Source organism: Streptomyces sp. NBC_01142 (genome assembly GCF_026341125.1).
Lineage (GTDB): Bacteria > Actinomycetota > Actinomycetes > Streptomycetales > Streptomycetaceae > Streptomyces.
Genome location: NZ_JAPEOR010000002.1, coordinates 2453186 through 2467176 on the forward strand (window position 1 = coordinate 2453186; position 13991 = coordinate 2467176).

The 13991-nt window shown below is 70.0% G+C and carries 13 protein-coding genes and 1 tRNA gene; 3 read left to right on the forward strand and 11 right to left on the reverse strand.

Annotated features, from left to right (window positions below; genetic code table 11):
• Positions 1-39: 39 nt before the first annotated feature.
• Positions 40-690: a TetR/AcrR family transcriptional regulator gene (locus OG883_RS28540; RefSeq protein ID WP_266546536.1), complete on the reverse strand. Its 651-nt coding sequence runs from the start codon at positions 688-690 to the stop codon at positions 40-42.
• Between the two features lie 401 nt (positions 691-1091).
• Here OG883_RS28540 and OG883_RS28545 point away from each other — a divergent pair, with 401 nt between their 5' ends.
• Positions 1092-2387 (forward strand): M6 family metalloprotease domain-containing protein, encoded by a 1296-nt coding sequence (locus OG883_RS28545; protein ID WP_266546539.1) that lies wholly within the window; start codon positions 1092-1094, stop codon positions 2385-2387.
• Between the two features lie 97 nt (positions 2388-2484).
• On the opposite strand, the gene OG883_RS28550 is transcribed toward OG883_RS28545, so the two are convergent.
• From OG883_RS28550 to OG883_RS28565, 4 genes are all read right to left on the reverse strand, one after another.
• Positions 2485-4245 carry a class I adenylate-forming enzyme family protein gene (locus OG883_RS28550; protein ID WP_266546542.1) on the reverse strand — a complete coding sequence of 587 codons (1761 nt, stop codon included), beginning with the start codon at positions 4243-4245 and terminating at the stop codon, positions 2485-2487.
• Between the two features lie 78 nt (positions 4246-4323).
• Positions 4324-5505, reverse strand: coding sequence for a CapA family protein (locus tag OG883_RS28555; RefSeq protein ID WP_266546545.1), 1182 nt, complete (start codon positions 5503-5505; stop codon positions 4324-4326).
• On the reverse strand, positions 5487-5840 hold the full coding sequence (locus OG883_RS28560) for a hypothetical protein (protein WP_266549703.1): 354 nt from the start codon (positions 5838-5840) through the stop codon (positions 5487-5489). The genes OG883_RS28555 and OG883_RS28560 overlap by 19 nt, the downstream gene beginning before the upstream one ends.
• A gap of 55 nt (positions 5841-5895) precedes the next feature.
• Entirely contained in the window at positions 5896-7605 is a 1710-nt protein-coding gene (locus tag OG883_RS28565; protein WP_266546548.1) for an Ig-like domain repeat protein, read from the reverse strand.
• A gap of 726 nt (positions 7606-8331) precedes the next feature.
• Here OG883_RS28565 and OG883_RS28570 point away from each other — a divergent pair.
• Positions 8332-8404 (forward strand) — tRNA-Arg (locus tag OG883_RS28570).
• A gap of 309 nt (positions 8405-8713) precedes the next feature.
• Here the strand turns inward: OG883_RS28570 and OG883_RS28575 are convergent.
• Entirely contained in the window at positions 8714-10360 is a 1647-nt protein-coding gene (locus tag OG883_RS28575; protein ID WP_266542386.1) for an IS1182 family transposase, read from the reverse strand.
• A 345-nt stretch (positions 10361-10705) separates the two neighbouring features.
• Here OG883_RS28575 and OG883_RS28580 point away from each other — a divergent pair, with 345 nt between their 5' ends.
• Positions 10706-10939: a helix-turn-helix transcriptional regulator gene (locus tag OG883_RS28580; RefSeq protein WP_266546551.1), complete on the forward strand. Its 234-nt coding sequence runs from the start codon at positions 10706-10708 to the stop codon at positions 10937-10939.
• 262 nt (positions 10940-11201) lie between these two features.
• Here OG883_RS28580 and OG883_RS28585 read toward each other — a convergent pair whose 3' ends face one another.
• From OG883_RS28585 to OG883_RS28605, 5 genes are all read right to left on the reverse strand, one after another.
• Positions 11202-11720 (reverse strand): hypothetical protein, encoded by a 519-nt coding sequence (locus OG883_RS28585; RefSeq protein ID WP_266546554.1) that lies wholly within the window; start codon positions 11718-11720, stop codon positions 11202-11204.
• 274 nt (positions 11721-11994) lie between these two features.
• Positions 11995-12336, reverse strand: coding sequence for a DUF397 domain-containing protein (locus tag OG883_RS28590; protein WP_266546557.1), 342 nt, complete (start codon positions 12334-12336; stop codon positions 11995-11997).
• A gap of 91 nt (positions 12337-12427) precedes the next feature.
• The gene (locus tag OG883_RS28595) at positions 12428-12688 is read right to left on the reverse strand and encodes a hypothetical protein (protein WP_266546559.1); all 261 of its coding nucleotides are present in this window, start codon (positions 12686-12688) and stop codon (positions 12428-12430) included.
• On the reverse strand, positions 12688-12924 hold the full coding sequence (locus OG883_RS28600) for a hypothetical protein (RefSeq protein ID WP_266546562.1): 237 nt from the start codon (positions 12922-12924) through the stop codon (positions 12688-12690). The genes OG883_RS28595 and OG883_RS28600 overlap by 1 nt, the downstream gene beginning before the upstream one ends.
• A 101-nt stretch (positions 12925-13025) precedes the next feature.
• Positions 13026-13961 (reverse strand): XRE family transcriptional regulator, encoded by a 936-nt coding sequence (locus OG883_RS28605; protein WP_266546563.1) that lies wholly within the window; start codon positions 13959-13961, stop codon positions 13026-13028.
• Positions 13962-13991 lie beyond the last annotated feature (30 nt).

Here is a 13991-nt window from a genome sequence, read left to right on the forward strand (position 1 = left end):
ATGACTGTGCCGAAGCCGCGTCAGGGCTGGGCCTTTGCTTCAGGAGGTGCTCCGCAGGTCCCCCAAGGTCGCGGCAGTACCCGGCAGTTCGGAGCGCCCGGGCGATTGGAGGCCATCCAGCAACAGCTGCAGATGGCGGTGTACGAACCGGTCGTTGTGCAGGCACATGCTGCCCGGCAGCGGCCGGGTGAGCTGGGACAGAGCGACGAGCAGATCCCCGACGCCCACGTCGGCGCGGAGACTGCCTGCCTCATGGGCGCGCGCGAAGAGGCTTTCGACGGCCTCTTCGAGGCGCTCGCGCTCGGCGGTCAGGTCGGGGTGGTCGTGCTCGAAGGCGCCGGAGAGCAGCGGGCACAGGGCGCCGATCCGTTCGTCGGCGGCGGCATGGGTGAAACGACGCAGGGCCGCGAAGGCGTCCGCCTCCTCGGCGGCGGCCTCCAACGCCTGCTCCGTCGTCCGGGCCAGGACGGAGAGGACGACCTCGTGGATGAGAATGCCGCGGTCGGCGAAGTGGCGGTAGAGCGTGGCGTTGCCGACGCCGGCGCGGCGGGCGATCTCATCGAGCGGGACCTCGGGCCCGAACTCGACGAACATCTCGCGCGCGGCCGTCACAATCCGCTCCCGGTTCCGCAGGGCGTCGGCCCGCGGCCGCGGGGCGCGGCGTGCTTCGGTGTCGGCTGCGGGGCTCACGGCTCCACTTCCTCTCGGTGTGCAAGCGAGGATCTCTCGCTGTGCAAGCGGGGATCACTTCCCCGTTTCGCGGGGACACGGGTGTAAACGGGGAAGTGGTCCCCGGTTATTTCCCGTACGCGTGGTGACCTGAGTCACGTACGGAAGGAGGGGTCGGGGTCACGCGAAACGGGGGCCGGAGACACCGAAACGGGGGCCGGGGACACCGGAACGGGGCCTGGGGTCACGCCGGAACCCGCACCCGCACTGCACACCCGCGCCCGCAACCCGGCTCACGCCTCCCTCGCGGAAATTCCCACGATCGGCCCACCCGGCGCGCGCCCCGCCACGACCCGTCACAGGCTGATCGCACTGAGCGCAGCCAGGGTCCGGCCTGCTGCCGCGGACCCGAAGGCGAACGCATGCAGCAGACCCGCCCCCGGATACGCAGACCCGGCAGCTCACACAGCCCCCGCCGTATCACCGGACTTGCCGCACTCGCAGCCCTCGCGTTCGCCGCGCTCACGACGGCGAGCGCCACACTCCCCGCCCCTACCCGGGCCTCCGCGGGGCCGGTGGCCACGACCAAGGAATCGGGGCTCGGCCCGTGCCGTATCGCCTCCACCGTCGGGGTCCAGATGTCGGAGGGCATGCCCACCCCGCCCGGCTACACGCCCTCCATAGGCGAGGTCCGCGCCCTCAATCTGATGATCGACTTCCCGGACGCGGCCGGCCCGGGACGAGCGCTCGACCGGCTCGCCGAGTTCTTCCCGCAGACCTCCGACTGGTTCAGGACGAGTTCGTACGGACGCCTCAGCTACCACCCACACGCGCCGATCACCGACTGGCTGCGGATGCCGATGCCGTTCGCGGCGTACGGGATAGAGCGCGGGTCACCCTATGAACCGGGCTACCGCCGGCTGGTCCAGGACATCGTGACCGCCGCCGACCCGAAGGTGGACTTCAGCACCTACGACCTGGTGAACATCCTGGTCACGCCCAATGCCGGGCCCTCCGCACTGGACACCGTGTTGTCGGTGACCTTCTCCGGCAACGGCGAGGCTCCCCTCGCGGACGGCGTGCCGCTCGCGAACGCGTCCTTCGTCTACAGCCGCCAGGACGACGGCTCGGGGTCGTACGCCGAGACGGGCTTCCGCGTCCTGCCCCATGAGAACGGCCATGTCTTCGGCCTGCCCGACCTCTACACCACCGAGGGCGGCGGCTCGGTCGGCCACTGGGACATCATGTCCGAGGACTGGGGGGCCAACAACGACCTGCTGGGCTGGCACAAATGGAAGCTGGGCTGGCTGGACAACAACCAGGTCGGCTGCGCGTCCGTGCCCGGCATCACCGAGTACGCACTGACTCCGCTGGCCACCCCGGGCGGTTCCAAGATGGCGATCGTGCCGCTGAGCCAGGAATCGGGCTACGCGGTGGAGGTACGGACCCGGGCGGGCAACGACGACGCCGTGTGCGAGCCGGGCGTACTGATCTACCGCGTGCAGTCGGACGTGGACACCGGGCAGGGACCGGTGACGGTCTCGGACAGCGACCAGGACAGCGGTGGCTGCACCCGGCGGCCCAATGTGCACGCGGAACTCTCCGATGCCCCGTACGGGCCTGGCGAGTCCTTCACCGACCGGGAGAACGGCATACGTATCGCGGTGATCCGCGAGGACGAGGGCGGCGGCTACCGGGTGCGCGTCACCCGTTCCTGAGCACCTGCTTCTTACGGCATGTACCCCTGGGACAGCTGCGCCCGGGACCGCTACGGCCTGGAACAGCTGCGCCCGGGACCGCTGCGGCCTGGGACGGCTACGCCCCGGACACCTGCGTCTGGGCCACCTGCGCCTGAACGGGCCCCCGCAGCTCCCTTTTGAGGATCTTCCCGGTGGGATTGCGGGGCATCGGCTCGTCCCGCAGCAGCACGTGCACCGGCACCTTGAAGGCGGCGAGCGTCCGGCCGGCATGGGCGCGCAGCTCGTCCACGGTGACCGTCGCCCCGGGTCGCAGCTGCACCACGGCCGCGACTTCCTCCCCCAGCACAGGGTGCGGGACGCCCAGCACCGCGGCGTCCGCGATGTCCGGGTGGTCGTGGAGGACCGCCTCCACCTCCACGCAGTACACGTTCTCGCCGCCGCGGACGACCATGTCCTTGAGCCGGTCGACGACGCTGACCCGCCCCTCGCACACGACCGCGAGGTCGCCGGTCCTGAACCAGCCGCCGTGAAACGCGGCGGCGGTCGCGGCCTCGTCGCGCCAGTACCCGCGGACGAGCGCCTGCCCGCGCAGCCACAGCTCCCCGACCTCGCCCTCGGGCAGCTCACGGCCGTCCGGCCCGGCGATGCGCACCTCGGTGGCGGGCGTCGGGCGCCCCACGCTCCCGGGGTTCTGCCGGTATCCGTCGCCGTAGTTCGCCAGCACTCCCCCGCTGGTCTCGGTGAGCCCATAGCCGTTGCGCGGCTCGATCCGGTGGCCGTAGCGGGCCGTGAGCCGCCCCACGAGATCGGGCGGAGCGGCGGCTCCGCCCGTATTGAAATGGCTGAGTGTCTCCAGCCCCGTACCTGCCCCGGCCCCCTTGCCCGCACCCTTGTCCGCATGCGTGTCCGCATCCGCATCCGCACGCTCGGCGGCGTCGAGCAGCTGCAGCGCGGTGGCCGGCACGCCGGAGTAGTGCGTGACGCGGTGCCGCTCGATGAGCGCAAGGGCCTGGTCGGCGTCCCACTTCCGCATCAGTACGAGCGTCCCGCCGGCCGCCATCGTCGAGTACAGCGTGGTGAACGCGGCCACATGGAAGAACGGGAACGTCATCAGGACCACGGGCGCGGGCCCCTGCCCCGGCATCACCCCGCGCGCGAGCGCCGCGGCCGCGGCGTAGAACCGCGGATTGAGCGCGGCCCCGGCTTGCGCCAGCTGCGTGGCGACCGCGCCCTTGGGCCGCCCGGTGGTCCCGGACGTATAGATGATGGTGGCGTCGTCCTCGGCACGGACCTCGACGGCGGGCGGCGCGGCGTACGGGTCCGGTGCCTCGAAGTCCTCGTACCGCTCGACCCCGTCGCCGATCTCGCCCGCATGATGAAAGACGACGGCCCGGACAGCCCGGACACCGGCCCGCTGCCGCCAGGCCTCGACGCGCGGCAGCCGCTCTCCGTCCACGAGCAGCACCCGCGGCGAGCAGTCGTCGAGGGCGTACGCGAACTCGTCCTCGGTCCACCAGGCATTGAGCGGCACGGCGACAAGACCCGCCAACTGGGCGGCCCAGAAGGCGATCTGCCACTCCGGGTGATTGCGCATCGCGACGACGGCCCGGTCGCCGGGCCGCAGCCCGTACTCCTCGACGAACCGCCGCGCGAGGGCTGAGGCGGCGGCGAAGAACTCGCGATAGGTGTACGTTCCGCTCTCGGCAACAAGGAACGCCCGGTCCCCGAACGCCCAGGTGGCCTCGACGAACTCGCGCAGCGTGCGCGGCCCGTCCGCGTACAGCAGCCCGCCGTCCTCACCACGCACCACGGCGAACGGAGCCCCGGGTGCGCGCAGTGCGGCTTCGGCTCGTGCGGACGCATCGGTGTGCGGCACGATCGCCCCCTCCCAGCGCCCCTAAGCGCTCGCTCAGTACGCGGCGACGCTATGCCGCGCTCCCCACGCCGTCAAGATTTACGGAGCACCCACCGAGCCCTCGTCGAACCCCTTGAAGCCCTCGAACTCGTCGAATTCGTCGTACCCGTCGAACTCGTCGATCACGAGCATGCCGTCGGGCGCGTGGCCGATGCGTACGCCGAAATTGCGGCTGACCCGGTCGAGTATCGCCCGTAGCCACTCGCGGTCCTCACCCACGGCGTGCCGCAGCCGCATCCGCCAGGACTGGAGGGGCGCCATCCGCACGTCGGCCGCCCTGCCGGTGCCCGGGTCCACCGAGACGAAGTACAGCAGCCGCAGGTCGTCGCGGTACTGCTCGTAGCCGGTGATGCCTTCGTAGTCGTCGATGAGGTCGCCGCAGCCGTAGAGGATGAGCTTCCCGCGGTACATCTCCAGGGGGCGGGGATGGTGCGACGAGTGCCCGTGCACCACATCGACGCCCCCGTCGATGAGCGCGTGCGCGAAGCGGACCTGGCCTCGTGGGATGCCGTACCCCCAGTTGGATCCCCAGTGGACGGAGGCGACGGCGATGTCGCCCGGTCGCTTCACCTGCCGTACGCGACGAACGATCCCGGCAGCCGCGGCGTCGGACGGCTCCGGGACGAGATCGACACCTGACCCGTCCTCGCTCGCGGCCCAGCTCTGCGGAATGCCACTGGACGGCATCCCGAAGGAGAAGACCAGAACCCGCGCGCCGCCGCGGACGTCGACGACAGCCGGCCGCCGCGCCTGATCCGCGTCCCGCCCCGCACCCACCGCCCGCAGGCCCGCACCGGCCAGCGAGTCGAGCGTCTCCGCCAGGCCCCGGCGGCCGAAGTCCAGCACATGGTTGTTGGCCAGGGCACAGACATCGGGCCCGGCCGCGGCCAGGCAGGGAAGGTTGGCGGGATTCATCCGGTAGTGCACCTCCTTGCCCGCCGCGAAGTCGTCGCTTCGCGTCACACTCGTCTCCAGATTCACCACCCGGACATCGACCGCGGCCTCGTCGAGCATTTGCAGGGCGTCCCCCCAGGGCCAGGAGTACGCGACCGGACGCGGGACGGGCCCGTTCACCGCCTCCGCCAACTCGACATAGGACCGGGCGTCCCCGATGTACTGCTCCGACAGGGCCGGGTCACCGGGGTGGGGGAGGATCTGATCGACACCGCGGCCGAGCATCACGTCGCCGCAGAGGAACAGCGTCACCACGTCCTCGCGCATGCTTCCACGCTAGACCGCGCGAAACCCGACAGGAAGCCGCCCGAGCTCGTGCGGCGCATGCAGGCGTGGCGCAGACAGGCGTCCAGCGCGCGGCTGCGCTTCTCGGGGGTGCCGTGGGCGCGCTGACCGGGGCACGCGCGCATCGCCTCGTCGAGCTCGCCGTCGCGCCGGTCGTGTCCGAGGGGCTCCCGCCCGGCCAGCAGCATCGCCTCCAGCAGCACCCGGCCGACGGGCTCCCGGCCGCCATGGGGAACGAGAAGGGCTTGTGCCCTTCGCCAGGACGAGGTTGCCTCGGCGGCCCGGGTGGCCGGCGGGCTCGACAGCGTTGCACGCACGGCACGGCCGGTCCGTGCGGACCGGCCGTGCCGTGTGTTCGTGCTGTTGTCCGCGTCAGCGGGTGCGTGCTCGTGTGGTGACCTTGCTGGCGTCCTTCGCCGGTGCCGAGCGCGCGTCACCCGCGTAGGACGCGGTGAACGTGGTGTTCTTCGTCAGCGGGTAGGTCACCGAGAGGTCGCCCTTGCCGTTGACCGTGCCGGTCTTGACGAGCTTCTGCACGCCGCCTGTCGGCTGCGCGTAGACCGAGACCGTGCGGTTCTTCCAGGTCTTGCCCAGGTGTGCGGTGAAGGTGGCCTTCGTGCCGTACGCGTAGGCCTTGCCGTCCCCGTTCAGTGCAAGCGACGTCTTGGTACGGGACACCTCGACGGAGGCACTCCCGGTGCTCCGGACATGCTCCGCGTCACCCTTGTACCGGACGGTGTACGTCACCTTGCCGCCGGCCGACGGGGTGTCGGTGAAGTAGAAGGTGCCGCTGTCCGAGAGGGGATGGCTGCCGAGCGACACGCCCTGCGGTGCGGCGATGTCGGTCCGCGTCACCTCGACGGTCCCGGGTCCGGTGAACGGCAGCGCCGACAGGACGTCCCCGGTGACGGCCAGTTCCTTGCCCCGGGCGGCATCCCGGGGGACGCTGACATTGATCTTGGTGGTGGCCTTGACGGGCTTGGCCGGGTCGTTCAGGACCCGCAGCGTCAGGAAGCCGCCGAGGGGGTCGCTCGTGAGGGCGAACAGGCGACTGCTGTCCGGCGCCCAGGCCAGCCCGTCTTCCGACAGATCGGACGCCTGGCCGTCGCCCCACGGGAAGTCGAAGGCACGGACCGCCTTGTCGGTTCCGGGCCGGAAGACATCGACACGCGAGCCCTGCCAGTCCGAACCCCCTGAAGAGGTCATGAGTTGGCCGCCGGCTGCGACGGACCCGTCCGGGGCGATGTCGATCGCGTTCGAGTAGGCACTGGCGGGGTAGCCGGCGGTAAAGCTCAGGTCCGAGGTCGAAAACGTCCGGTGGAAGCCGCCGAGAGGGTCTGCCACCACCACGTTGCGGCCGTCCGGCGCGACCTCGAAGTCCTCCATCCCGGCGCCCAGGAGTATGTCGCTGCGCTGGGCCTTGTGCCGCGCAGCGCCGGAGGCGACGTCGTAGACCGCCAGCACGGCCGGTTTCCGCTGCGACGTCCCGACCTTGGCCCCCGCGACCAGCAGCCCCGGGACAGCGGGGGTCGAGGCCAGTTCCGGTGCGGTCTTCCACATGCCGGCTGCCTCTGCCGCCTGGTTCAGAGCGACGGACGGCTTGGCACCGGCCAGGTCCAGCGCACCGATGTCGCCCCCGCCCCCAGGCTTTTCGTAGCCGAACCAGAGCTTGCCGCCCGCCAGAGCCACGTTCTCCGGGGCCGTTCCCGCACCGGTCTCGTACCGGGCGGTCACCTTGAGTGTGGCGGTGTCGATCGCGGCGATCGCGGCCGCGTCCCGCAGTGCCACGTAGAGCGTGGCCGAGTCCGCGGAGAGCGCCATCCCGCTGGCGCCCGGGATATCGGTGATCCCGCCCACGACCTTGCCGTTGTAGTCGGCGGCGATGATTTTGGCCCCGGTCGGGCTGCTGACGAAAACGCGGCGGTGGACACCGTCCACCACGATGTCCTGGGCAGAGCTCGGAGATACGTACAGGTTGGTGCTGCTGTCCGCGGCGGCGGGGGCCGCCCCCGCACCGAGAAGCGAAACCGAACCGAACAGAACGGCGAGCGCCGTCCCGACGGACGTACGACGAATGGGCATGCTGATGTGAACCCCCCGGAAAGACGTGCCAGCCGTTCCCCAACAGCTGAAGTGGTCACATAGCAGGTTACGCGACGATCTTGACCACACCCCGTCAAGGCCCCCAGTCAGACGACCGGCGGGACGGAACACCCACCTCCGGTTCCGTCGGCTACAGCTTTCCGGACCCCAGCGGGCACTGCTGCGGCGGGGATGCCGCTCCCCCGCCGTCCAGGTGGGGGCGGTGAGCCCGTCGGCGCGGAACGTGGCCGGGCTCGCCCGGCAGAGTGTGCAAGCAGGCCGCCGATTGAGCAGACCCGTCGGCGTATGACCACCAATCAACCGGACGAGCACCTCCGGTAGGTCCCGCCCGGCACACCCGTCGGCCGACGGCTCAAGGGCTTCCGCCAGGACAGGGATTCCCAGCGCTCCCGTTTCGACCAGAGCCACCCCCACAAGCGAGTCCCCGCCTGTGGTGCCGATGCGGCCCTGCTGCTCTCCATCGCCTTCGCGCGGCTCAGCAACCCACTGACCAGAGCGTGATCGAACGACCCCTCGCTCTCTGATCCTCGGCGCCGGGCCCGCACCTCTGGTCCCGCTCCGCTCCGCGAGCGCGCAACAGTCAGCCCTCGTTACCGATCAAGAGGACCCGCTACACTGTCGGCGGTGGCCCAGCCCTCACCGGTCAAGCCCCACCCTGTCGGCAGGCGGTTTCAGACACGCTTTCCGACAGATCCCCGCCTTCGCGCCTTCGTAGCTCAGGGGATAGAGCACCGCTCTCCTAAAGCGGGTGTCGCAGGTTCGAATCCTGCCGGGGGCACAACCTGCGCAGCAGGTCAGGGAGTTGGCGGGCCCCCCGTTTATTCGAACGGGGGGCCTTCCTCGTGGCCGGATGCCACATGGATGCCACACCCCCCGATGATCATGCGCTTTCGGTCACCCGATAGGGGGGTTGAATCCCGTGTGCATGCCAGTAGAGTGCGACCCATGGACGGGGCAGGAGTGTCTCCCCACACACGCCTGACACGTGCCGTCCATGACCTGTGACGTCAGGCGGGGAGGCCTGTGTCATAGGCGAAGGCCCCCGCCGGTTTCCGGACGCTGTTGGTTAATTCCGCCCCGCTGGATCTCATCCAGCGGGGCGGAGTGCTGCGAAGGGTGAGATACGGGTGCGGGCGAGGGGTCTGCCGGTGAGCCAGGCGTCGAGGCGGGCGAGGTTGATGGCGGCTCCGGTGAAGTGGTGTTGCAGCCGGGTTTTGGCGAGGCCGCGGTAGCGGGATCTGCGCAGGCCGAACGCCTGGACGCCTTGGGAGATGGTGCCCTCGACCCCAGCACGGTGCCCGTAGCGTCGTCGCCATAGCGCGGTGTCCTGTTCGATCCGGGCCTGTTGGAGGATCTCGTGCTCGGCCTGGGGGCGGAAGGTGAGTGCGCGTCCCTTGGGCGAGTCGGTGCACGACGTCCTCAGCTCGCAGGGGCCGCACTCTCTGGCCGGGAACTTGACCCGGGTCACGGGGGTGCCCCGGTGGCTGGTGGTCGCTCGCCAGACAGTGCTCTGTTTACCTCCGGGACAGGTGACCGTGTGCTGGTCCCAGTCGATGGTGAAGCGAGTGTTGTCGAAGAAGTCCCCGGCCGCCTGTTTCCGGTTGGTCACCTTCCCGACAGGGCCGACGAGGTCAATGCCGTGGTCGCGGCGAGCGTGGTGGATCTGCTCGGCGTCCACGTATCCGGCGTCCACCAGGTGCTCGTCCGGCAAGAGCTCACGCTCGGCCAGCGCGGTGTGGATGTCCTCCAGGACAGCGATGTCACTGACCGGTGCCGGGGTGGTGTGGATGTGGGTGATCAGGTGCGGTGCGTCGGGCTCGCAGGTCTCGCTGAGGTGGACCTTGTAGCCGGACCAGCCCAGATCCCGCTTGGATCCGGTCCTTGCCCCGGGTTCGTGCGGGGTGCGTAAGCGGATCAGGCCCGGCGGGGTGTTCTTCGGCTCCCGCCAGCGCACGGCGTCGTCGGCCTGGTAAAACTGCTGCACCCAGGTCTGGCGCAGCAACTCCACGGCCGGGAGGGCCCGCAGGCTGGGCGGCGCCGACACCGACCAGACAGCCTTAAGCAGCACCATGCCATCGGCCCCGCACTGGTCTCCGTGCTCGACACGTGCCGCCCATCGGGACGGGAAACGGCTGTCCTCCGGCCGGGCCGAGTAGCGGTCGAACCACTCCGGCGCCGCCACCGTCACCAGCCATTCCCCGGCCACCTCAGCAACCTGGTTCAGCACCGCTCGCAGCGTCTCGACCACGAACTCCAGCCGGCTCAGGTCCCTGGTCACGGCCAGCACATGGGTGGCGTCCGTACGCTGCCGCTTGCCCGCCTTGACCAGCCCGGCCTCCCCACCGGCCCGAAGCACCGCGTCGAACACCACCCGGTCCGCATCCGACTCGGCCAGCCGGGCCCGGAACTCGCTGAGCACGGAGAAGTCGAACCCGGTATCGGCGAGCTCCAGAGACAGGGCGTACTTCCAGTCCAGACGCGAGCGGACCGCGTGCGCGGCCTGCCGGTCGGTCAGCCCCTCCGCGAACTGCAACACCGACACCAGCGCCAGCCGGGCCGGCGACACCGCCGGACGCCCCCGCACCGGGAACAACCCCTCGAACTGGGCATCAGCGAAGACTGGCCCGAGCACATCCCGCATCCGCATCGCCAGACAGCCCTTCGGGAACACCGCACGCGCCACCCGCGCGGTCTCCTCCGGAATCTCCGCCAACTCCACCCCATGCAACGACACGAACCCACCCCAGAAACACAACGACGGCCTGTACCACCCCAACGGGGTCGTACAGGCCGTCGTCACGCAGGCCCCGGATTTACCAACAGCGTCCGTGATTGCCGGTGGGGGCCTTCTCGCCTACAAGGTAGACCGCCCCACCCCCAAACGGGGGCGAGGCGGGACGCCTTGGCCGAAGCTTGGCGTCTGACGGCGCGAACGGGTGGACACGTGGACACCCGTTGGCCGCTGCGAGGGCTGCTTTCTATAGAAAGCAGCAGCTCAGAAACTTGCATAGCGACAAGAGTCGCCCAATGTACCTGACCAGGTACAGGCACTCCGCCATGATCAAAAGACCGTTGGCGAGTGCCAGCCGATCCCCAGCCCGACAGGGTCCTCACCCACCGCCGGGCAATCGGCGCCCGCATACGAGCCGCAAGAGAAGCCGCCGGCCTCACGCAAGAGAAGCTGGGTGAACTCGCCAACGCGGATCGCAAAACGATCAACCGCATCGAGTACGCGATCAGCGACCCACCACTCAGCCTGCTCATCCTCCTTGCTGACGCCATCGGTGTACCTCTCTCAGATCTCGTGCGGTAGGAACCCCTCTCCTGCTCTACGGGGGAGGCTGCCCCGTCCGTCGCTACGCAGCCGAAGTTTCTGGGCAGAGAGAAGCCCCGGCCATCCGCCACGGGGGGAGCGGACGACCGGGCAGCTGATGAGCTCAGGCCCTGGGCGGGACGATGAACGCGCGCCGTGGCCGTGGCTCGGGGGCACGCGAGGCCGGCTCCTGCACGCGCTTCCACGCTGCGACCAAGTACGCGTACCGCGGGTCAATCCATTCCTTCGCCATGGCGGAAGCCTAGAACGCCTTGGGCTTGGGCCTTGGGGTGATGACGATTGTCCCGCTGTCGTCCGAGTGCTGGCAGTCCGCGGCCACGGATACAAGAGTGTCCGTGGGGCCGCGCCACAGATCCCGGTCCACCTCGTACCCGGCAGCCTCGATCAGCGCGGTCGTCCGCTCGAGAATTGCCGGGTCGTACCGGCCGGGGTCAGGCTGCTCGGGGACGTGGTGCACGAAGTTCCCGAACCGGGCGCACAGCCGGGCGTACAGGCCGGTGTGCAGGATCAGCGTGTGCCATCCCTCGTCGACCACGCGGCTCGGCGTCATCGCCCGGCCAGACTGGGACGCGGCGGTCGCCACGAACGCGAGGGCCTGCGTGATGATCCGGCCGCCCATCTCGATCTGCATGCCGGGGTTGTTGCTGAGGATCGTGCCGAGCACCGCGTTGAACTCGGCGTCGGACAGTAACGCCCGTGTCGACACTGGGGTTGGGGTGCCCGGAGGGGCCGGAACCGGCGGGGTCGAATGTACGGTCATGGTGATCTCCTCTGATAGGTGGGGATCGGACCCGCCCCGGTCGGGGTTTCCTGGCCGGATGCATCGGCCGAGGCGGGGGTCAGTGGGGGCTAGACGGTGACCGGTGTCCTGAGACGGCACATCGGGGTGGCGCCTCCGCAGTTCTCGCAGGAGACGATGACCACGCCCTGACAGAGCAGCGGGACTGTCTGTTGACTCCGGCACTCCCGGCATGCGGTGCCGCGGAACTGCTGGATGCTCCGGTGTGCCTGAGCTACCTGGTCCGCGTTCATGATCAGACGGCCGTGAGGGCGGCGGCCTGCTCCATCTCCGCGTCGGTGGCCATGAGGTCGTCGAACTCGCCGTCCTTCGCGCCCTCGAGGAACTTCCTCAGTTCGGCGCGGCTGAAGTACAGCACGGGGCTGGTCGGGTCCTTGTCGTCCGAGATCGCCACCATGCGGGTGCCGTCCGGGATGCTGAAGTGCGGGTGGTCGCTGGCGTCCGGCGCCGCGGCCAGAATCACGCAGTCCTTCACGATCGGGTGGAGGTCGCTCCGGCTCGCCTTGCGCCAGTCCAGCCCGGGGGCGTGCGGGTTCTCGAACGCGACCGTCTCGCGACCATTGCTGAGTGTGCCCATGAGTGGTGTCCTCTCCGGTGGGATGTGTTCTGTCCTTGCAGCCCGCCCCGGCCGGGTTTCCTGGCCGGGAGTCATCGGCCGGGGCGGGGTCTTAGTGCTCGCGGTACAGCGGGTTACCGGGAGCGGGCGCAGTGCGGAAGAACGCCGTCGTCGCCGACCGGAACGACCGGTGGTCTGTGTGCCGGCCTGTGTGCGCCATGGCCCACAGCTCCGGGTCCGTCTTGCCGTCGCTCGCGCCCGATGCCTCGTCGCACGTCGTGCATGCGAGCTCGAAGATTGGGCCGGGCGCGCCGGGGGTTCGGTCGATGCCGAGGATCCAGTCGGCGAGCTTGATGACGGAGCGGGCAGTCATCACACGATCCCGGAGACGCGGGCAGAGCCGACGTGGGCCACCTTGTCCTGGCGGAGCAGGTACGACAGGTGCGCGTACAGGTGCTCCGCCTCGACGCGGGACAGCACGAGGTCCGCGTTCCCCTGCGAGCGGTCCACGGACCAGAGTTCCAGGGGCACGCGGATCTCGCCGGTGTTCGTGTCGCCGGTGGGTGCGGCATTGGGGCGAGGCGAGGCGTGCCAGGGCGTGGCGGCCATCTGATCTCCCGTGTGGTGAGCGGCCGTTGACGGACAGTCACGGTAGGGGAGATACCGGCGGGTAACGGGGACAGAGTGTCCCCGTTACCCAGACTGTCCCTCTAGCCCACTTCGCGCAGGCCGACCTTCTCGGCCAGGCGGGCGGCCTCGGGACGGAGCGCGCGCGGCGCCCCTTGCCACAAGTCAGTGACGGCAGTGAGGGCGGACGGGGTGAACTCGACTGTCTCGGCGCCGATCTGGTGGGCGAGCTGCATCACATGCAGGGCCGCCGTGTGGTCGCCGCGCTGCAGGTGCCCGCGGGCTACCTCGACCCAGAGGCGGGCGCGCCGCTCGACTGAGGGCATGGCGTCCGGGTCGATGTCGTCGGCGAGGGTCAGTGCCTTGCGGGACGTGCGTAGATCGGTGGCTACCGACACGGCGTGGAAGTCCACGTTGGCCCTGCCGAACACGGTCGACGGGTGTACGTAGCTGGCGGGCAGGGACTTGGCGACCTGGTCGCCGGCGCCCCAGTACCGCCACGCGTCCCCCGACCGTCCGTCTCGCGCGGCCGTCACCGCAGCGTGCAGCTGCAGCGCGCCGTACACGCCGCGCCAGTCGTCGGGCGCTTCCTCGAGGTGCGGGCGGATCAGGTCGGCCGCCTCGGTCACGACCTGCAGCGCCTCTTCGGGGTAAGACGTCTCGCGGAGGATGTTGCCCATGTTCCACGCTGCGGCGGCTATGGCGGCCGGCTGGTCGGCGTCCTGCGCGGCGGACAGTGCCCGGTCGGCGACCACCCATGCGAGCTCGGCGGGCGCGATGTAGGCGGTGGCCTGTCCGGTGAGGCGGTAGATGTCGGAGGTGGCGACCAGTGCGGCACGGCGCTCGGCCCCATCGAGGGAGCGGACGCCCGTCTCGGCGTCCCGGATGAGCGCTGGCAGGAGTCGCAGCACCTCCGTGCGGTTGTTGCCGGAGGAGTGCCACAGGATCCAGGTTTGATCCACGCGCCCCTGGAGTGCGGCGACGTCGAGCGGCTGCGGAGCGCCGTCCTTGCGGCACACCAGCGCGTCAGGGTCGTAGTCGGGGGTCTG

Bases quoted from the DNA above. Each gene is read 5' to 3' on its own strand.
- OG883_RS28585 (WP_266546554.1), bottom strand. From the start codon at position 11,720: ATGACCGTACATTCGACCCCGCCGGTTCCGGCCCCTCCGGGCACCCCA.
- OG883_RS28565 (WP_266546548.1), bottom strand. From the start codon at position 7,605: ATGCCCATTCGTCGTACGTCCGTCGGGACGGCGCTCGCCGTTCTGTTC.
- OG883_RS28545 (WP_266546539.1), top strand. From the start codon at position 1,092: ATGCAGCAGACCCGCCCCCGGATACGCAGACCCGGCAGCTCACACAGC.
- OG883_RS28590 (WP_266546557.1), bottom strand. From the start codon at position 12,336: ATGGGCACACTCAGCAATGGTCGCGAGACGGTCGCGTTCGAGAACCCG.
- OG883_RS28555 (WP_266546545.1), bottom strand. From the start codon at position 5,505: ATGCGCGAGGACGTGGTGACGCTGTTCCTCTGCGGCGACGTGATGCTC.
- OG883_RS28600 (WP_266546562.1), bottom strand. From the start codon at position 12,924: ATGGCCGCCACGCCCTGGCACGCCTCGCCTCGCCCCAATGCCGCACCC.
- OG883_RS28595 (WP_266546559.1), bottom strand. From the start codon at position 12,688: ATGACTGCCCGCTCCGTCATCAAGCTCGCCGACTGGATCCTCGGCATC.